11 protein-coding genes are annotated in these 19,981 nt (G+C 70.4%); 10 read left to right on the plus strand and 1 reads right to left on the minus strand.

The features are described 5' to 3' along the window. The first annotated feature begins 16 nt into the window (after positions 1-16). The 7 genes from treS (at position 17) to treY (ending at position 17,688) form a co-directional block, all read left to right on the plus strand. Positions 17-3,370 (plus strand): maltose alpha-D-glucosyltransferase, encoded by a 3,354-nt coding sequence (gene treS, locus E5S69_RS03615; RefSeq protein ID WP_171513624.1) that lies wholly within the window; start codon positions 17-19, stop codon positions 3,368-3,370. Continuing rightward, positions 3,367-5,661, plus strand: coding sequence for a 1,4-alpha-glucan branching protein GlgB (glgB, locus tag E5S69_RS03620; protein ID WP_171513625.1), 2,295 nt, complete (start codon positions 3,367-3,369; stop codon positions 5,659-5,661). The genes treS and glgB overlap by 4 nt, the downstream gene beginning before the upstream one ends. Continuing rightward, positions 5,658-7,853, plus strand: coding sequence for a glycogen debranching protein GlgX (glgX, locus tag E5S69_RS03625; RefSeq protein ID WP_171513626.1), 2,196 nt, complete (start codon positions 5,658-5,660; stop codon positions 7,851-7,853). The genes glgB and glgX overlap by 4 nt, the downstream gene beginning before the upstream one ends. Beyond that, positions 7,850-10,105 (plus strand): 4-alpha-glucanotransferase, encoded by a 2,256-nt coding sequence (gene malQ / locus E5S69_RS03630; RefSeq protein WP_171513627.1) that lies wholly within the window; start codon positions 7,850-7,852, stop codon positions 10,103-10,105. The genes glgX and malQ overlap by 4 nt, the downstream gene beginning before the upstream one ends. A gap of 156 nt (positions 10,106-10,261) precedes the next feature. Further along, positions 10,262-12,805, plus strand: a complete 2,544-nt coding sequence (locus tag E5S69_RS03635; RefSeq protein WP_171513628.1) for a glycogen/starch/alpha-glucan phosphorylase — start codon at positions 10,262-10,264, stop codon at positions 12,803-12,805. Positions 12,806-13,024: 219 nt separating this feature from the next. Beyond that, positions 13,025-15,022: a malto-oligosyltrehalose trehalohydrolase gene (gene treZ / locus E5S69_RS03640; RefSeq protein ID WP_171513629.1), complete on the plus strand. Its 1,998-nt coding sequence runs from the start codon at positions 13,025-13,027 to the stop codon at positions 15,020-15,022. Next, complete coding sequence (gene treY / locus E5S69_RS03645) at positions 15,019-17,688, plus strand: malto-oligosyltrehalose synthase (RefSeq protein WP_171513922.1); 2,670 nt, start codon at positions 15,019-15,021, stop codon at positions 17,686-17,688. Before treZ ends, treY begins: the two co-directional genes overlap by 4 nt. 10 nt (positions 17,689-17,698) lie before the next feature. On the opposite strand, the gene E5S69_RS03650 is transcribed toward treY, so the two are convergent. Then, the gene (locus E5S69_RS03650; RefSeq protein WP_171513630.1) at positions 17,699-18,379 is read right to left on the minus strand and encodes a malto-oligosyltrehalose synthase; all 681 of its coding nucleotides are present in this window, start codon (positions 18,377-18,379) and stop codon (positions 17,699-17,701) included. A 483-nt stretch (positions 18,380-18,862) separates the two neighbouring features. On the opposite strand from E5S69_RS03650, the gene E5S69_RS03655 reads away from it, so the two are divergent. Genes E5S69_RS03655 through E5S69_RS03665 form a run of 3 tightly spaced genes read left to right on the plus strand, consistent with a single transcriptional unit; the run spans position 18,863 to position 19,946 of the window. After that, positions 18,863-19,234, plus strand: a complete 372-nt coding sequence (locus E5S69_RS03655; protein ID WP_171513631.1) for a BON domain-containing protein — start codon at positions 18,863-18,865, stop codon at positions 19,232-19,234. Between the two features lie 44 nt (positions 19,235-19,278). Beyond that, positions 19,279-19,509, plus strand: a complete 231-nt coding sequence (locus E5S69_RS03660) for a hypothetical protein (RefSeq protein ID WP_092315677.1) — start codon at positions 19,279-19,281, stop codon at positions 19,507-19,509. Between the two features lie 38 nt (positions 19,510-19,547). Further along, positions 19,548-19,946, plus strand: a complete 399-nt coding sequence (locus tag E5S69_RS03665; RefSeq protein ID WP_171513632.1) for a hypothetical protein — start codon at positions 19,548-19,550, stop codon at positions 19,944-19,946. Positions 19,947-19,981: the final 35 nt, after the last annotated feature.

Below are 19,981 nucleotides of genomic sequence, written 5' to 3' on the forward strand. Positions count from 1 at the left end.
ATACGTGGAGACACGGATGAAACGCCTTACCGAAACCGGCAGCGCCGCCCTGCTCAACGCCGATCCGCTCTGGTACAAGGATGCAGTGATCTACCAGCTGCACATCAAGTCCTTCTCCGACGCCAATGGCGATGGCGTGGGCGACTTCGCCGGCCTGCTCGGCAAGCTCGACTATCTCGTCAACCTGGGCGTCGACACGGTATGGCTGCTGCCGTTCTACCCGTCGCCGCGCCGCGATGACGGCTATGACATCGCCGACTACCGCAACGTCCACCCCGACTACGGCACGCTGGCGGACGCGCGCCGCTTTATCGCGGCGGCGCACGCGCGCGGCCTGCGCGTGATCACCGAGCTGGTCATCAACCACACCTCGGACCAGCATCCGTGGTTCCAGCGCGCGCGCAAGGCCAAGCCCGGCTCCGCGGCGCGCCGCTACTACGTGTGGTCGGACCATGACCAGGCCTACGCCGGCACGCGCATCATCTTTTGCGATACCGAGAAATCCAACTGGAGCTGGGACCCGGTGGCGGGCGCATATTTCTGGCACCGCTTCTACTCGCACCAGCCGGACCTGAACTTCGACAACCCGCAGGTGCTCAACGAAGTGCTGTCGGTGATGCGCTTCTGGCTGGACATGGGCGTCGACGGCCTGCGCCTGGACGCGGTGCCCTACCTGGTCGAGCGCGAAGGCACCAGCAACGAGAACCTGCCCGAGACCCATGCCGTGATCCGCAGCATCCGTTCTCACCTCGACCAGCATTTCCCCGGCCGCATGCTGCTGGCCGAGGCCAACATGTGGCCGGAAGACGCGCAGCAGTATTTCGGCCTGACCGGCCCCGACCCGGAAGGCGACGAATGCCACATGGCGTTCCACTTCCCGCTGATGCCGCGCATGTACATGGCGATCGCGCGCGAAGACCGCTTTCCGATCACCGACATCATGCGCCAGACGCCGGAGGTGCCGCCCAACTGCCAGTGGGCCATCTTCCTGCGCAACCATGACGAGCTGACGCTGGAGATGGTGACCAGCAGCGAGCGCGATTACCTGTGGGAGGTCTACGCCACCGATCGGCGCGCGCGCATCAACCTGGGCATCCGCCGCCGGCTGGCGCCGCTGATGGAACGCGACCGCCGCCGCATCGAGCTGATGAACAGCTTGCTGTTCTCGATGCCGGGCACGCCGGTGATCTACTACGGCGACGAGATCGGCATGGGCGACAACATCCACCTGGGCGACCGCGACGGCGTGCGCACGCCGATGCAGTGGTCGCCCGACCGCAATGGCGGCTTCTCGCATGCCGATCCCGAGCGGCTGGTGCTGCCGCCGTTGCAGGGCCCGCTGTATGGCTATGAGGCGGTCAATGTCGAAGCGCAGGCGCGCGATCCGCACTCGCTGCTGAACTGGATGCGGCGCATGCTGGCGCTGCGGCGCAAGCACCGCGCCTTCGGCCGCGGCACGCTGCGCTTCCTGTTTCCCGGCAACCGCAAGATCCTGGCGTACCTGCGCGAGTTCGAGGGCGAGCACATCCTGTGCGTGGCCAACCTGTCGCGCGCGCCGCAGGCGGTGGAGCTGGACCTGTCCGCCTTCAACGGCCGCGTCCCCGTGGAGATGATGGGCGCCACGCCGTTCCCGGCCATCGGCACGCTGACTTACCTGCTGACGCTGCCGCCCTATGGCTTCTACTGGTTCGTGCTGAGCGACGAGGCGCAGCCGCCGTCGTGGCACGTGGAGGCGCCTGAACAAATGCCTGACCAGATCACCCTTGTGATGCAGAACACCGGCCGGCCCGAACTGACCGAGGCCTCGCGCCGGCTGATGGCCAGCGAGGTGCTGCCCCACTACATCGGCCGGCGCCGCTGGTTCGGCGCCAAGCATGAGCGCATCGAGCGCGTCGGGCTGGCCTACCTGCTGCCGTTTGCACGCGGCAGTGCCGGCGAAGACATCTACCTGGGCGAAGTCGAAGTGGCGCTGCCCGGGCGCACCGAGCGCTACCAGTTGCCGGTTGGCATCCTGTGGGACCGCGAAAGCGCCGACGGGGTCTCGCAACTGGCGCATGGGCTGTCGATGGCGCGCGTGCGCCAGGGCAGCCGCGTCGGGCTGGCCACCGACGGCTTCGTGATCGAACCGTTCGCGCGCGAGGTGGTGCGCGCCTTGCGCAACGATGTACAGGTCCACGCCGGGCACGACGTCATCCATTTCCGCGCCGAGCCCGGACTGGCGGCGCTGGAACTGGAGCGCGACCCGATCGAATACATGTCGGCCGAGCAGTCCAACAGCTCGCTGTCGTACAACAATACCGCCGTGCTCAAGCTGGTGCGCCGGCTTTCGGGCGGCATTCACCCTGAAGCCGAGATGACGCGCTACCTCACCGCGCAGGGCTATGCGCACGCCGCGGCGCTGCTGGGCGAGGTGGTGCGCACCGGACCGGACGGCGTGCCGCACACGATGATGCTGCTGCAGGGCTACATCCTGAACCAGGGCAACGGCTGGGACTGGACCCTGGACTACCTGGGCCGTGCCATCGACGATGCACTGCCGTCGCAGGAGAGCGAGGACGAGTTCGCCGAAGCCATGAACGGCTACGCCGCGCTGGCCGGCACGCTGGGCCGGCGCCTGGCCGAACTGCATGCGGTGCTGGCGCGTCCCAGCGAAGACGACGCCTTCGCGCCCTTGCCGGCCACCGAAGACGAGGCACGCGCATGGGCCGGGCAGGCCATGGAGGCGCTGCAGCGCGCCCTGAGCCGGCTGCAGCCACGGCCCGGCACCGAGCCGGCCAGCCCGGCCTTCGAGGCCGATGTGCAAACCCTGTTGGCTGCGCGCGATAGCCTGCCCCGGCTGGTCGAGCAGCTCGCCGCCGCGGCGCCGGGCAGCCTGCAGACCCGCATTCACGGCGACTTCCACCTGGGGCAGGTGCTGATCGCGCAGAACGACACCTACCTGGTCGACTTCGAAGGCGAACCCGGGCTGCCGCTGGACTGGCGCCGGCGCAAGACCTCGCCGCTGCGCGATGTGGCGGGGCTGCTGCGCTCGCTCGACTATGCCGCGGCCACGGTCGGCACCGACCGCAGCGAACGCACCCACAGCGAACTGCCGCCACAGCTGGCCGAACGGCGCGCGGTGCTGCTGGAGCGCTTCCGCAGCACCGCCAACGAGGCCTTCCTGAACTGCTACCGCCAGCACATGGAGGCCGCGCCAGTACCATGGGTGGCGCCCGACCAGTTGCAGCCCCTGCTTGACTTGTTCCTGCTGGAACGCGCGGCGTATGAAGTCGAATACGAAGCCGCCAACCGCGTCACGTGGATCGACCTGCCGGCCAGCGGGCTGGCCCGCCTGCTGCGCAAGCTGGCCGCGACCGGAGAACCGGCATGAGCCCCCCCGCCAGCACCGACGGCGGCACGCGCGCCGGCCAGCAGGCGGGCCTGCTGCCAGGCCATGAACTCGATGCCCTGCTGGGCGGCCGCCATCCCGACCCGTTCGGCGTGCTGGGACCGCACCCGGATGGCGACGCCACCCTGGTGCGCGCCTGCCTGCCCGGGGCGGCGTCGGTGCAGCTGGCCGATGCCAGCGGCGCGCCGCTGGCGGAGATGGAGCGGCTGCACGGCGGCGGCGTGTTCGCCGGCCGGCTGCCGCATGGGGCCGACACCGGCGCTGCGGCCTACCGCCTGCGCGTGCAATGGTCCGACGGCACCGAGCAGTGCAGCGCCGACCCCTACGCTTTTGGCCTGCTGCTGGGCGAGCTGGACCTGCACCTGATCGCCGAGGGACGGCACTTCGAGCTGGGCGCCTGCCTGGGCGCGCAATGCCAGCGCGTGGACGGCATCGACGGCGTGCGCTTTGCGGTGTGGGCGCCGAATGCGCGACGGGTCTCGGTGATTGCCGACTTCAACGGCTGGCATCCGGCGCGGCATCCGATGCGGCTGCGCCATCCCAGCGGTATCTGGGAGTTGTTCGTCCCCGCCGCGCTCGGGGCGCAGCCAGGCAGCCGCTACAAGTACGACCTGCTCGACCCGCACGGCACCGAGCTGCCAGACAAGGCCGATCCGCTGGCGCTGGCCACCGAGGCGCCGCCTGCCACCGCCTCGGTCGTGGCCGGTCCCGGCCAGGGCGCGCCGCCGTTCAGCTGGAACGACGCCGACTGGATGGCGCGCCGCCAGGCCGCCGACCCGTATGCCGCGCCGATGTCGGTGTACGAGGTGCACGTGCTGTCGTGGCTGCGCGCGGCCAACGACGGGCAGCATGGCTGGAGCATCCTGGCCGACCGGCTGGTCCCCTACGTGCAGGAATTGGGCTTCACCCATATCGAGTTGCTGCCTGTCACCGAGCATCCGTTCGGCGGCTCCTGGGGCTACCAGCCGCTGTCGCTGTATGCGCCCACCGCGCGGCTGGGACCGCCGCAGGCCTTTGCCGCCTTTATCGACCGCTGCCACCAGGCTGGCATCGGCGTAATCCTGGACTGGGTGCCTGCGCACTTCCCAACCGATCCGCACGGGCTGGCGCAGTTCGACGGCACCGCGCTGTACGAGCACCAGGATCCGCGCGAAGGCTTCCACCAGGACTGGAACACGCTGATCTACAACCTGGGCCGCAACGAAGTGCGCGGCTTCCTGCTGGCCGGCGCGCTTCACTGGCTCGAGCACTTCCACGCCGACGGGCTGCGTGTCGACGCGGTGGCGTCGATGCTCTACCGCGACTACAGCCGCGAGCCCGGACAGTGGGTGCCGAACCGTTTCGGCGGCCGCGAGAACCTCGAAGCGGTGGACTTCCTGCGCGAACTCAACGCGGTGGTCCATGAACGCTGCCCCGGGGCGCTGACCATCGCCGAAGAGTCCACCGCGTGGCCCGGCGTGACCGCCAGCGTCGCCAGCGGCGGGCTGGGCTTCGACTTCAAATGGAATATGGGCTGGATGCACGACACCCTGCATTACCTGGCGCATGAGCCGGTTCACCGCGCCTGGCACCACCAGAACATGACCTTCGGCCTGGTCTACGCCTGGTCCGAAGCCTTCGTGCTGCCGCTGTCGCACGACGAGGTGGTGCACGGCAAGGGCTCGATGATCGGCAAGGTGCCGGGCGACGACTGGCAGCGCTTTGCCGGCCTGCGCGCCTACTACGGCTTCATGTGGGCCCATCCGGGCAAGAAGCTGCTGTTCATGGGCGGCGAGCTGGCGCAGTGGCAGGAATGGAACCACGATGCCGAGCTTGACTGGCCGCTGCTGGACCAGCCCATGCACCGCGGCGTGCACACGCTGGTGCGCGACCTGAACCGGCTCTACCGCGAACTGCCCGCGCTGCATGCGCGGGACCACAGTCCCGACGGCTTCCAGTGGGTGGTCGGCGACGACAACCACAACAGCGTGTTTGCGTGGCTGCGCCGCGCGGGGCCGGAGCGCCGCGAGGTAGTGCTGGTGGTGGCCAACATGACGCCGGTGCCGCGCTACGGGTACCGCGTCGGCGTCCCTTATGCCGGCGCATGGCGGGAATGCCTGAATACCGATGCCGCCGTGTACGGCGGCAGCAATGTCGGCAACGGCGGCGCCGTGGCGGCGGTGGAGGTGCCTTCACACGGGCAGCCGGCGTCGCTGACGCTGACGCTGCCGCCGCTGGCCACGCTGGTGCTGCGCTTCGAACAGGGTGACGATACCGAAGGCGCTGCGACATGACCCGCCCGTTCGCTGACCGGCTGCTGCCAGGCAAGCCGTTTCCGCTCGGTGCCCACTGGGACGGGCTGGGGGTCAATTTCGCGGTGTTCTCGGCCCACGCCTCGCGCATCGAGCTGTGCCTGTTCTCCGCCAACGGCCGCAAGGAGCTGGCGCGGCTGCCGCTGCCGGAATGCACCGACGAGATCTGGCACGGCTACCTCCCCAACGCGGCGCTGGGCACGCTGTATGGCTATCGCGCGCATGGGCCTTACGACCCCGGCCACGGCCACCGCTTCAATCCCCACAAGTTGCTGCTGGACCCGTATGCGCGCCAGCTGAGCGGCCCCGTGCGCTGGTCCGACGCGCTGTTCGGCTACCGGCTGCAAAGCGCGCGCGCCGACCTCACGCTCGACCGCCGCGACAGCGCGCCGACCATGCCCAAGGCGGTGGTGGTGGACGAAAGCTTCCACTGGGGCGACGACCGGCCGCCGGCCGTGCCCTGGCCCTCCACCATCATTTACGAAGCCCACCTGCGCGGCCTGTCGATGCTGCGCGACGACCTGTTGCCCAACCTGCGTGGCACCTTCGCCGCGCTGTGCGACCCGCGCTTTGTCGACCACCTGGTGCAGCTGGGGGTGACCACCGTCGAGCTGCTGCCGGTGCACGCCATCCTGCAGGACCGCTTCCTGCTGGAGCGTGGCCTGCGCAACTACTGGGGCTACAACACGCTGTCCTACTTCGCCCCCGAGCCGGCCTATCTCGGCACCGGGCAGCTGCAGGAGTGCAAGGTGGCGATGCGGCGCCTGCACGCCGCCGGCATCGAAGTCATCCTGGACGTGGTCTACAACCACACTTGCGAGGGCAACGAGCTGGGGCCGACGGTGTCGTGGCGCGGGCTGGACAACGCCAGCTACTACCGGCTGGTGCCCGGCGACGAGCGCCACTACATCAATGACACCGGCTGCGGCAACACGCTCAACCTGTCGCACCCGCGCGTGCTGCAGATGGTGCTGGATTCGCTGCGCTACTGGGTGCAGTGCTACCACGTCGACGGCTTCCGCTTCGACCTGGGCAGCACGCTGGGGCGCGAAGGCAATGGCTTCGACGCCGGCTCGGGGTTCTTCGATGCACTAATGCAGGATCCGGTGCTGAGCCGCGTCAAGCTGATCTCCGAGCCCTGGGACCTGGGCCCGGGCGGCTACCAGCTGGGCAATCATCCGCCCGGATTTGCCGAGTGGAACGACAAGTTCCGCGACGTCAGCCGCCGCTTCTGGCGCGGCGACGCCGGGCACCGCGGCGAGCTGGCGGCGCGGCTGGCGGCCTCGGCCGACCTGTTCGACCGCCGCCACCGGCGGCCCTGGGCCAGCATCAACTTCATCACCGCGCACGATGGCTTCACCCTGGCCGACCTGGTCAGCTACAGCGGCAAGCACAACGAGGCCAATGGCGAGGACAACCGCGACGGCACCGACGACAACGCCAGCGCTAACTGGAGCCCCGATGGCAGCGTCGAAGGGCCCACCGACGATCCCGAGATCCTGGAGCGCCGCAAGCGCGTGGCGCAGGCGCTGATGGCCACGCTGCTGCTGGCGCAAGGCACCCCGATGCTCACCGCCGGCGACGAATGGGGCCGCACCCAGCACGGCAACAACAATGCCTATTGCCAGGACAACGAGCTGTCGTGGCTGGACTGGAAGCAGGCCCAGGGGCCCGACGCGCAGCCGCTGCAGCAGATGGTGCGCCGGCTGCTGGCGCTGCGCCGCAAGCTTTATGCGCTGACCGGCGACCGCTTTGCCCACGGGCGTGAAGCGCCGGCGCCGGGCATTGCCGACATCGCCTGGTTCGATACCGACGGCAAGCCCCCCACGCCGGAAGAATGGGCCGATCCGGAGATCCGCACGATCGCGCTGCGCCGCGCGGCCAGCCCGCCGCAACCGGAGCGCCCGACACTGGGTTCGCTGGCGGAACCCGCTCCAGGCGATTCGCGCGCGGTGCAGGTCATCCTGCTGCTGCTCAACGCCGGTGATAGCGACGCCACCTTCCAGCTGCCCGAGCCCGCGCTGCCGTGGGCCCTGCTGTTCGACAGCAGCCGGCCCGAGGCCAGCGACACCGAACTGGCTGGCGCGCCGGTGCAGGAGGCCCAGGCGGTCGCCGCCCACTCGCTGGTGCTGCTGGCCGCGCAGGCCCCCGCGCCACCGGAGGACCACACGTGAGCCGCGCTGGCGAACCCTCGCCGCTGCAGGCGCTGGCGCTGCGCGCCGGCCTGCAGCCGCACTGGACCGATGCCTGGGACCAGCCCCGCGAGGTCAGCGAGGCGGCCCTGCGGCGCGTGCTGGACGGACTGGGACTGCCCTGCGCCACCCCCGGCCAATGCGCCGCCTCGCACGCGTGGCTGGCTGCCGATGACGCGGCCCATGCGCTGCCGCCGCTGGTGACCGCGGAGCGCGGCCAGCCGGTGGCGGTGCCGTGGCCCCATGCCTCGCCGCAGCGTGCCTACCGGCTGACGCTGGAAGACGGCGCGATCATCACCGGTACCGCGGTGCGCTGCGCAGGCGCCAGCGGGGGGTTGATGCAACTGCCCGCCATTGATGTCTGCGGCTACCACCGGCTGGACCTGGGCGATGGCCATACCACGCTGGCGGTGGCGCCGCGGCGCTGCTACGGCGTGGCCGACGCGCTGCGGCATGCCGGCCGCGGCGGCGACGGCGCGGGCACGCCGCCGTGGGGACTGGCGCTGCAGCTCTACAGCCTGCGCCGCGCCGCGCCCTGCGGCATGGGCGACCTGACCGCGCTGGCCGAGGCCTGCGCCATATCCGCCCGCGCGGGCGCCGACGCCGTTGCGATCAACCCGCTGCATGCGCCTTTCGCCGCGCTGCCTGAGCGCTACAGCCCGTATGCGCCTTCCAGCCGGCTGTTCCTGAACCCGCTCTATGCCGACCCCGCCGCGGTGTTCGGCCAGGCGGCCGTGGATGCCGCCATCCATGACCTGGGCGCAGGCGACACGCTGCCGGCACTGGACGCCCGCCGCGAGATCGACTGGATCGCGCTGGCGCCGCTGCGCTACGCCGTCCTGCGCTGGCTGTGGCAATGCCGCGAAACCCTGCTGCCGCGCGCCGCGCTGGACGCCTGCGCCGCCTTTCGCGCGCGCGGCGGCACGGCGCTGCATGCGCATGGGTGCTATGAGGCGATCCAGGCGCAACGGCTCAGCGACAGCGCCAATGGCAGCAACCACCATGCCGCGCCGGACTGGCGCTGCTGGCCGGTCACGCTGCGCGCCCCGACGGATACCGCGGTGGCCGCCTTTGCGCAATCTCATGCCGACGACGTGGCGTTCCATGGCTTCCTGCAGTGGCTGGCTGACGACGGACTGGCGCGTGCGCAGCGTGCGGCGCGCGACGCCGGCATGGCCATCGGCATCATCCGCGACCTCGCCGTGGGCGCCGACCCCGGCGGCAGCCAGGCCTGGACGCGCCAGCCCGAAACCCTGGCCGGCTTCCATGCCGGCGCGCCACCGGACCTTTACAACCCGCTCGGGCAAGACTGGGGCGTGACGGTGTTCTCCCCGCGCGGGCTGCGCCGGCACGGCTACGCTGCGTTCCTCGAGATGCTGCGCGCCAACCTGTCCCACGCCGGCGGACTGCGCATCGACCACGTGCTGGGCCTGGCGCGCATATGGCTGGTGCCAGCCGGCGCACCCGCCAGCGACGGCGCTTACCTGCGCTACCCGCTGGAAGACTTGCTGCGGCTGGTGGCGCTGGAGTCCTGGCGGCATCGCGCCATCATCATCGGCGAGAACCTTGGCACGGTGCCGCCGGAGTTGAATGCGGCACTGTCGGCGCGCGGCGTGCTCGGCATCGACGTGCTGTGGTTCCAGCGTGAAGCGCGCGCGCAGGACGACGTGCTGGAGGCCACGCAGGACGACGCTCAGCGCGCAGACGCTGGCTCCATGGCCGGCCCGGCGCCCGAGGCAGCGGCCTTCCTGCCGCCACAAGCGTGGCCCCCGGACGCTGTCGCCACCACCACCACGCACGACCTGCCCACCGTCGCCGGTTGGTGGGCCGGCCAGGACCTGGCGTGGCGCGACCGGCTGCAACTGCTGGCGCCCGGCGAAACCCTCGCGCAGGCGCAGGCCGGCCGCGCGCGCGAGCGCGTGGCGCTATGGCAGGCGTTGTGCGAGGCGGGACTATGCAGCGGCGCCGTGCCCGCACCAGACCATGCGCCGCTGGACGCGGTGCTGGCGTGGCTGGGCACGGTGCCCGCCGCCATGCGGCTGCTGCCGGTGGAAGACCTGCTGGGCTTGGCCGAGCAGCCCAACCTGCCGGGAACCACGCGGGTCCACCCCAACTGGCAGCGCCGGCTCGACACCGAGGTGGGTGCGTGGTTCGGCACCCCGGCGCTGCGCGCGCGCGCCGACGCATGGCGCGGCGCCCGCCACGGCGCACGCCATCCGCCGGGGCGCACATAACGGGCCCAACAACCCCCCTGACCAGCCCACAGACAAGACCCGGAACGCCGCGAACGCCGCAGATGTGCAGAGTCCGGAACCGACGCCAGCGTCGATCGTGCATCCCTCTCCCGATCCGCTAAGCTTGACCCACCCCCCATGCGCAGGAGCCCCGCCATGAACGAAGCCCTCCGGCCCGAGCATGCCGATGACACCCGCACCGCCCTGTCCGGCGCCAGCTTGCGCCAGGCCTTTCTCGACCACGTGTTCCATACCCAGGGCAAGCTGCCCGGGCACGCCAGCCAGAACGACCTCTACCAGGCCGCCGCGCATACCGTGCGCGACCGCCTGGTGCAGCGCTGGATCAGCACCGCCGAAGCCTACCTGGGCCAGCCGTCGCGCACCGTAGCCTACCTCTCCGCCGAATTCCTGATGGGCCCGCACCTGGGCAACAACCTGATCAACCTGGGCATCTTCGACGAGGTCAGCGAGGCCATGGATGCGGCCGGGCTGGACCTCGACCGCATCCTCGACCAAGAGGTCGAGCCGGGCCTGGGCAACGGTGGCCTGGGCCGGCTGGCGGCGTGCTTCATGGATTCGCTGGCCACGCTCGAGATCCCCGCGCTGGGCTATGGCATCCGCTACGAATACGGCATCTTCCAGCAGATCATCATGGATGGCATGCAGGTGGAGAAGACCGATACCTGGCTGCGCAACGGCAACCCGTGGGAGATCCAGCGCTCCGAATGGGCGGTGCAGGTGCGCCTGGGCGGGCACACCGAGCACTACACCGACGACCGCGGCCACTACCGCGTGCGCTGGGTGCCGGCCAAGACCGTGGTCGGCGTGCCATTCGATTCGCCGATCCTGGGCTACCGCGTCAATACCGTGAATACGCTGCGTCTGTGGCGCGCGGATGCCACCGAGGCGTTCGACTTCCATACCTTCAACCGCGGCGACTACCTTGGCGCGGTCAGCAAGAAGGTGACCTCCGAGAACCTGACCAAGGTGCTCTATCCCAACGACGAAACCACGCAGGGCAAGGAGCTGCGGCTCGAGCAGCAGTATTTCTTCGTCGCCTGCTCGCTGCAGGACATGCTGCGGCTGCTCGCGGTCGATGGCATCCCGGTCACGCGCTTCCACGAAAAATTCGCGGTGCAGCTCAATGACACCCATCCCGCCGTCGGCATCGCCGAGCTGATGCGGCTGCTGGTCGACGAGCATGACCTGCCGTGGAACGAGGCCTGGCACATCACCCAGAATGCCTTCGCCTATACCAACCACACCCTGCTGCCCGAGGCGCTGGAGCAGTGGCCGTTGCCGCTGTTCGGCCGGGTGCTGCCGCGCCACCTGGAGATCATCCTGGAGATCAACGCGCGCTTCCTGGATGAGGTGCGGATCCGCTTCTACGGCGACGAATCGCGCCTGGCGCGGCTGTCGCTGATCGACGAGCATGGCCAGCGGCATGTGCGCATGGCCAACCTGGCGTGCGTCGGCAGCCATGCCATCAATGGCGTCGCCGAGCTGCACTCGCGCCTGATGCGCGAGGACGTGCTGAAGGACTTCTACGAGATGTGGCCGGAGAAGTTCACCAGCATCACCAACGGCGTGACGCCGCGGCGCTGGCTGGCGCTGTCCAACCCGCGCCTGACCCGGCTGGTATCGGATGCGATCGGCGATGGCTGGATCTCCGACCTGGAGCAGCTGCGCGCGCTGGAACCTTATGCCGACGACGCCGGTTTCCGCGAATCCTGGCAGGCGGCGCGGCTGGCCAACAAGGCCGACCTGGCGCAACTGGTGCGCGAAACCACCGGCGTGGTGGTGGACCCGTCTTCCATGTTCGACGTGATGGTCAAGCGCATTCACGAATACAAGCGCCAGCACCTGGCGGTACTGCATGTGATTGCGCTGTACCACCGCATCAAGTCCGACCCCGGCGCGCAGGTCCAGCCGCGCACCTTCCTCTTCGGCGGCAAGGCCGCGCCGGGCTACGCCTACGCCAAGCTGATGATTCGCTTTATCACCTCGGTCGCCGATGTGGTCAACCGCGACCCGCAGGTGCGCGACCGGCTGAAGGTGGTGTTCCTGCCCAACTTCAACGTCACCTACGGACAGCGCATCTACCCCGCGGCGGACCTGGCCGAGCAGATTTCGCTGGCCGGCAAGGAGGCCTCCGGCACCGGCAACATGAAGTTCGCGATGAATGGCGCGCTGAATATCGGCACCATGGACGGCGCCAATATCGAACTGCGCGAAGCGGTGGGCCATGACAATTTCTTCCCCTTCGGCCTGACTGCGCCGGAGGTCTATGCGCTACGCGACAGCGGCTACGACCCGGCGGCGTATTACCACAGCAACCCGCAACTGCGCGCCGTGATCGACCTGGTCCAGCAGGGCTTTTTCTCGCGCGGCGAACCCGGGCTGTTCCGCCCGTTGTTCGCACCGCAGCAGGGCCACGACCCCTACCTGCTGATGGCGGACTTTGCCTCCTATATCGAGTGCCAGCAGCAGGTATCGGCCGCGTTTGCCGACCCGGCGCGCTGGCAGCGCATGTCGGTGCTGTCGTGCGCGCGCTCCGGGCGCTTTTCGTCGGATCGGGCGATTCGCGAATACTGCGAGCGCATCTGGCATGTCGCGCCAGTGCCGGTTCGGCTGCTGCACCGCGCCAGTGGCGCGCCCGGGCAGGTGGAGTCCGGGGTCAGCGGGCCGCGCGCGGCCTGAGGTTTCGCAACCCTGCGCACGGCGCTGGCACGGGCGTAGCACGCAGGGTAGTTTCTACAATGCCACAGGTAACAAAGCCCGCGCCGCACCGCACCACCCGCGCGCCGGCGGGCACCGCCAATGCGCCGTTCTGCTGGCATGGAGTTCGCATCGCGCAAGGACCGCCGCCTGGCCGGTCCGCTTGCGCCTCCCCTACCACCAGAAGGCAGGAGCCGAAATTTGAACGCCGACCCCTTTCTCCCCGCCCCCGGCACCCGCTCCGCTGTGCCGCGGCTGGCGCCGTTCGACTGCTTTGCCGCGCCGTCGGCATCGGCCTTCTGCTCCAACGATGAATCCGCACAGGACTACCTGTTCGGGCCGGCCTGGCTGCCCGATGGCCGGGTACGCTTCCGCCTGTGGGCGCCCGACGCCGCCGCGCAGGGCCAGGCGGTGCGCGTGGAGATCGCCGGGCTGGGTCCGGTGCCGATGGCGTGCGGGCCCAACGGCTGGTTCGAAGCCATCGTGCCGGGCTGCGCGGGCGCCCGCTACTGGTTCCGGCTTGACGATGGCACCACCGTGCCGGATCCGGCCTCGCGCTGGCAGGCCGACGATGTGCATGGACCCAGCATCGTGCCCGACCGCGACGCCGCCAGTGCCTTTGCGTGGGCCTGCCCCGACTGGCGCGGCCGCCCCTGGCACGAGGCCATCATCTATGAAATGCACGTTGGCCTATGCGGAGGCTATGCGGGTGCCGCGCAGCAACTGCCGCGGCTTGCGGCGCTGGGCTTCACCGCGGTCGAACTGATGCCGGTCGCCGAGTTTCCCGGCACGCGCAACTGGGGCTATGACGGCGTGCTGCCGTTCGCGCCGGAGTCCGGCTACGGCACGCCGGACGAACTGCGCGCGCTGGTCGACCGCGCCCACCAGCTCGGCATGATGGTGCTGCTGGATGTGGTCTACAACCATTTCGGGCCGGAAGGCAACTACCTGCACCACTATGCCAGCGCGTTCTTCCGCACGGACCGCCAGACCCCATGGGGTCCGGCCATCGATTTCCGCCGTCCGCAAGTGCGGCGCTTTTTTACCGAGAACGCGCGCTACTGGCTCGAGCAATTCCGCTTCGACGGCCTGCGCCTGGACGCCGTGCATGCCATCGAGGATGAAGGCTGGCTGGCCGCGCTGCCGGGCGAAGTGCGCAGCGCGCTGGCCAACGGCAATGGCGCCCATCGCCATGTGCACCTGGTGCTGGAGAACGATAACAACGATGCCGCCCTGCTGGCCGCGGGCTACGATGCGCAGTGGAACGACGACGCCCACCACGCGCTGCACGTGCTTCTGACCGGCGAGGGCGACGGCTACTACCGGGACTACACCGCGGCCGCCGATGCCGGCGATGATGACCGTGCCGACAACGCCGGCCGCGGGCTGCCTGCGCTGCGCCACCTCGCGCGGGTGCTTGGCGAGGGCTTTGCCTACCAGGGCGAGCGCTCGGCCTTCCGCTCCGACGCCCTGCCGGCGGTGGCGGAGGGTGTACGGCGCGGCCAGCCCAGCGCGCACCTGCCACCCACCGCCTTTGTCTGCTTCCTGCAGAACCATGACCAGACCGGCAACCGCGCCTTCGGCGAACGGCTGGCGCAACTGGCCGACCGCGACGCGCTGCGCGCGGCGATCGCCATGCAGCTGCTGTGCCCGCAGGTGCCCCTGGTGTTCATGGGCGAGGAAACCGGCACCGCGCAGCCATTCCTGTATTTCACCAGCCATCCGCCCGAGCTAGCCCGTGCCGTGCGCGACGGCCGCCGGCGCGAGTTCGCCGCGACCGCCGCGTTCCGCGACGACGCCCGCGCGGCTGCCATCCCCGATCCCAACGACGCGGCCACGTTCGACGCGTCGCGCCCGGCCTTCGAGGATGATGGCGACTGGACGCCGTACTACCGCGAGCTGCTCGCCGTGCGTCGCCGCGAACTGCTGCACCGGCTGGCCGGCTGCCAGAGCGCCGGGGTCGATGTGCTGGGCCCGGCGGCGCTGTGCGCGCGCTGGCGGCTGATGGACGGCGTGGAACTGAGCCTGTGGCTGAACCTGGGCAACGAAGCCGTGCCATGCACGCGTCCGTGCCACGACAAAAGCACGGCGCTGCATGAAAGCAGCGCCGGCGCGGCCGCCGCGCTGTCGGCCGGCCTGCTGCCGCAGCGGTGCTGCGTGGCCACCGTGTGCGAGCCCGCCGTGGCGCGCGCCCGATGATGCCGGACGGCGCGCCGCAAGCCCTGCCGCGCGCGACGGCCCGGTTGCAGCTGCATCCGGGGTTCACCTTTGCCGATGCCGCCGCGGTGGTCGGCTATTACGCCCGGCTGGGCGTCAGCCACCTGTACCTGTCGCCGGTATGGGGCGCGCGCCCCGCTTCCACCCACGGCTATGACGTCACCGATTTCACCGCCGTGCGCGCCGAACTGGGCGGCGAGCCCGGCCTGAAGGCGCTGGCCGCGCGCGCCCGCGAGGCCGGCCTCGGCCTGATCGTCGACATCGTGCCCAACCATATGGCGGCCGATCCCACCCACAACAGCTGGTGGCGCGACGTGCTGGCGCATGGCCGCGGCAGCCCCCACGCAGCGAGCTTCGACATCGACTGGACCCCGCGCGACACGGCCCTGCACGGCAAGGTGCTGCTGCCGATGCTGGGGCAGTCGTACTGGGACACCGTGGTGGCCGGCGAACTGCGCTGGGTCCCGGCCAGCGACGACGCGCCTGCCCACCTGCGCTATTTCGATCACACGCTGCCGCTGGCGCCAGGCAGCCTGGACGCCGAAGCCGGGCGCCACGGCGCGGCCTGGTACGACGCCACGCGTCCCGACGGGCGCAGCCGGCTCCATGCCTTGCTGGAGCGCCAGCACTACCGGCTGGCGTGGTGGCGCACCGCTGCGGCCGCGCAGAACTGGCGCCGCTTCTTCGAGATCAGCGACCTGGTCGGGGTGCGCGAGGAAGAGCCGCGGGTGTTCGAGGCAGTCCATGCCCTGGTCTTGCGCCTGCTGCGCGAGGGCTGGATCGACGGCGTGCGCGTGGATCATGTCGACGGCCTGGCCGATCCCGCCGGCTACTGCCGCCGGCTGCGCGCCGAACTGGACCGCCATGCCGCCGCGCGTCCGCCAACGCTGCGGCTGGAGCGTCCGTGGCTGGTGGTCGAGAAGATCCTCGGCCCGCGCGAGCGCCTGGCGCCGGACTGGCAGGTGCACGGCACCACCGGCTACGATTTCATGGATGAGGTGGCCGCGGTGCTGCATGACGGCGGCGGCGAGGCGGCGCTGGATACGCTGTGGGCCACAGTCAGCGGCGATGCGCGCGCCTTTCCCGCACAGGTCGAGGCCGCGCGGCACCAGGTGCTGGAGCGGCACCTGGTGACGGAATTCGAAGGCGCCGCCGCATGCCTGCGCGACTGCGCCGAACAGGAGCCCGGCACGCGCGACCTGACCCGGGCGGCGCTGCGGCGCGCGCTGGCGGCACTGATGGCGGCGGTGCCGGTGTATCGCAGCTACTTCGATGCGCGCCCCGCCGAACGCGATACCGCCGCGGCCCTTGCCGACGATGCCATGCTTGACCACGCCATGCAATCTGCGCGCGCCGGCCTGGCGCCAGACGAAGCCGTTGCCCTCGCCTTTATCGGCGGCTGCCTGCGCACCACCGCGCCAGCGGACAGCGAGACCGGCGCACTGCGCCGCAGGCTGCAGCAACTGATGCCCGCGCTGGCCGCCAAGGCCGGCGAGGACACCGCGTTCTACCGCTACGGCAGGCTGCTGTCGCGCAATGAAGTCGGCAGCGATCCGGCCCGGCTGGCGATACCGCCGGCGCAGTTCCACGCCCGCATGGCGGAGCGGCGCCTGACCTGCCCCCACGCCATGCTGGCCACTGCGACCCACGACCACAAGCGTGGCGAAGACGCGCGCATGCGCCTGGCGGTGCTGAGCGAAGTGCCGGGTGCATGGGCCGATGCCGTGGCCGCGTGGGAGGCCGCATCGGCCCCCCTGCGGGCGACGCTGCCGCAAGTGCCCGACCCCGTCGACCGGCTGATGCTGTACCAGACCCTGATCGGCGCCTGGCCAATGGAGGAGCCCAGTCCTGGCGACGACGCCGGCGCCCCGCAGCCTTTGCTGGAGCGCGTCGGCGCGTGGCAACACAAGGCCATCCGCGAAGCCAAGCGCCATGGCAACTGGACCTGCCCCGATCTCGACTACGAAGCCGGGTGCGAGGCCTTCCTGCGCGGCATCGCCGCCGGGGGGCCAGAAGACGGGCCCGGCGGCGTGCTGGCGCAGATCGGCCAGTTCGCCCAGCGCATTGCCCCGGCCGGCGCGGTCAACAGCCTGGCGCAGGTGCTGGTGCAACTGACCGCACCCGGCATCCCGGACCGCTACCAGGGCTGCGAAGGCTGGGACCTGAGCCTGGTCGATCCCGACAACCGGCGCCCGCCCGACTATGCCCGGCTGCAGGCCCGGCTGGGCTGCAGCGCGGGCTGGGCCCACTGGCTGGCGCACTGGCGCGACGGCCGCATCAAGCAGCAGCTGGTGCGCCAGGTGCTGGCGGTACGCCGCGCGCATGCGGCGCTCTTCGCCGACGGCCAATACAGCATGCTGGCCGCGCAGGGTGCGCTGGCGCCGCAGGTGCTGGCATTCGCCCGCACTGCAGAGGGACGGCAGGCCATCACCGTGGTGACCCGGCTTGCCGCCGCGCGCGTCGACCCCGCCATGCCGCGCATTCCGCAATCGGCGTGGGCGGATACCACGCTCAACGTGGGCGCGCCACAACGCAGCCGCTGGACCGACGCCCTCACCGGCCATGTCATCGACGCCCCCATGGGCCGCTTGCGGCTGCGCGACGTGCTGGGCGGCCTGCCGGTCGCGCTGCTGCTGCGCGAGCCCTGAGGCGCCGGGGTCAGGAGTGCGGCGGCGCCGTGGACTGCAATACGATCGGCGTGAGCGCACCGCGCGGACCGCGCGGACCATGCGGACCATGCGGACCATGCGGACCGTACCAACCATGCGGACTGTCCGAATCGCGCGGCGCGGCGTTCGGCATGGCATGGCCGGGCTGCGGTTCGCGCGACGCCTGCGTCGGCGAGGCGCTGCGCTCCTGCGGCAGATAGGGACGAATCACCACTGCGACGTAGTCGTCTTCCTTGGGCGTCACCACGATGTACGCGAGCCCCGACATCACCAGGCCGACCTCACCAAGTTCGGTAGCGATGCGCGCCACGATAAAACGCTGCAGCAGCATCGGGTTGACGCTGTCGTCGATCGCAAGCGCGGCGGTGCAGATGGTCAGGAAGCAGCGTTCGACCTCGCGGCACACCACCACCACTTCATCAATGGCGTAGCCGGCGCGGCTGGCGCGCACCAGCACCGAAACCCCTGTACTGGGCGCGGCCCGGTGCCAGCCGGGCTTGACCTTGAAGCTGGGCAGCGCCAGGCCCGAACCGGTGTCCTGCGCGACGGTGTTGAAACGCTGGGCGAAGTCCGAAGGCGTGATCGCAAGCAGCTGGCGCTCGACCGGTGCCGATGACACCGATACCGACGAGGCCAGGACCACGGTGGACAGAATGCTGGCTAGGTTCATCGCTTCCTCGCAACGGCTGATACGCTCCCCCGCGCTGTCGGGCCCGGCAGCACGCGGCGGCAAGCTGCGCCGCGGCGGGAAGGCCGGCGTTGCGCGCTGTGCTCGCCGGCACATGCCGCACGCCAGTTGTTGCCAGCATTTCCTTCACTATAGACAGGAAAGACAGGACCGCACGCAAGCACAGGACGGAACGCAAGCGGCACGCCAAGGCGCCGCGCCCCACCCCTGCGCAGCCCCGCCGGCGCGCTGTGCCCGGCCGGCCGCGCGCGCCGTGCAGTTTCTGCAGCGCCTGTAAAAACTACGGCGCATGCGGCACCCGCGCGGCACGTGGCCCAGCGCCGCATGGCGCACAGCCGGGGCCGTGGCACAGCGCGGGACGGCCGCTGGCAATGCCGGTGCCAGGGCGCTGGCGGGAACGGAGCTTGCAGGCTAATGGCAGATGCGGGCTGCCCCGCAGCCTGCCTGCATGCACAGGAGGACCCTATGACCGCACGCTCCCGCTCTCGCCTGGCCGGCCTGGCGTTGCCGCTGGCCGTGCTGGCCATGGCTGCCTCGCTGCCGGCCGCGGCGGCCGCGACCGACGCGCCGGCGGCGCCGTCCTCTACCGGCCGCACCGCCGCGCCGCGCGACACCGCTGCCGCCAGCGACCGTGCCATCACAGCCGAGGTCCAGGCGCGGCTGGCCAGCGCGCGCACGCTCGATCCAGCCCGGATCCGGGTATCGACCACCGACGGCGTGGTCAAGCTGGAAGGCACCGTGCGCGACGACAAACAGCGTACGATGGCCATGGAACTGGCGCGTTCGGTGCGCGGCGTCAGCGCCGTATCGGACGAACTGCGCGCCGGCACCGATTGACCTGTCGTTTGACCGGCAGCCATGCCACCCTTGATGGAGACGTGATGAGTACCCATCGCCAGCCCGACCACGACACTACCCGCCGCCGCAGCGAGCCCCGCGATCCGCACAAGGGCGGCCCGGACACCGAGCACGAGCGCGGCAAGCCCGGACGCGACCGGCGTCACGATGTCGAGCGCGAGCACGACATCCCGGACGAGAACGGCGAACCGCCCTCGGTCAAGCGCCCCGGCGGCAAGCCGGAGGAAAGCGAACCGCCGGTGGAAAACTATTGAACGGCAGCGAGACCGCAATCCCTTGAACAGGAGGCACGATGAGCAAGACCGTACGTACCGGCCCCACCCGGCATGCCCGCACCCGTCATGATCGCCCGGGCAGCGCGCCCGCGGGCCGCCGCGAAGCCGCGCAGGCCGCCTCCGGCCGCGGCCGTTCGCGCGAGAACACGGCCACCGGAGCAGCCCGTGCCGATGCCGGCAATATCCCCAGCACGCTGGACCCCGACCTGGACCAGGAAACCAACGATATCGAGAACGAACTCGATCAGCGCGATGAAGACGCGCACAGCCCCGAAGAAGAGGAAACCCCGGAAGAAGAGATCGCCGATGAAGTGGTCCGCGCGGCCGAGGCCCTGCCCGCCGATGTGCCGGTCGACAAAGCGGACCGCACCGACGACCGTGAAGAAAATCCGCCACGGGCGCCGCGGCTGGATTAGCCTTGCCTCGCCCTTGTGACGAACCGATAAGTCAG

Origin of the sequence: Cupriavidus necator, assembly GCF_013141915.1 — a bacterium.
Taxonomy (GTDB): Bacteria; Pseudomonadota; Gammaproteobacteria; order Burkholderiales; family Burkholderiaceae; genus Cupriavidus; species Cupriavidus necator_B.

Bases quoted from the DNA above. Each gene is read 5' to 3' on its own strand.
- treS (WP_171513624.1), top strand. From the start codon at position 17: ATGAAACGCCTTACCGAAACCGGCAGCGCCGCCCTGCTCAACGCCGAT.
- glgB (WP_171513625.1), top strand. From the start codon at position 3,367: ATGAGCCCCCCCGCCAGCACCGACGGCGGCACGCGCGCCGGCCAGCAG.
- glgX (WP_171513626.1), top strand. From the start codon at position 5,658: ATGACCCGCCCGTTCGCTGACCGGCTGCTGCCAGGCAAGCCGTTTCCG.
- E5S69_RS03635 (WP_171513628.1), top strand. From the start codon at position 10,262: ATGAACGAAGCCCTCCGGCCCGAGCATGCCGATGACACCCGCACCGCC.
- treY (WP_171513922.1), top strand. From the start codon at position 15,019: ATGATGCCGGACGGCGCGCCGCAAGCCCTGCCGCGCGCGACGGCCCGG.
- E5S69_RS03650 (WP_171513630.1), bottom strand. From the start codon at position 18,379: ATGAACCTAGCCAGCATTCTGTCCACCGTGGTCCTGGCCTCGTCGGTA.
- E5S69_RS03655 (WP_171513631.1), top strand. From the start codon at position 18,863: ATGACCGCACGCTCCCGCTCTCGCCTGGCCGGCCTGGCGTTGCCGCTG.
- E5S69_RS03660 (WP_092315677.1), top strand. From the start codon at position 19,279: ATGAGTACCCATCGCCAGCCCGACCACGACACTACCCGCCGCCGCAGC.
- E5S69_RS03665 (WP_171513632.1), top strand. From the start codon at position 19,548: ATGAGCAAGACCGTACGTACCGGCCCCACCCGGCATGCCCGCACCCGT.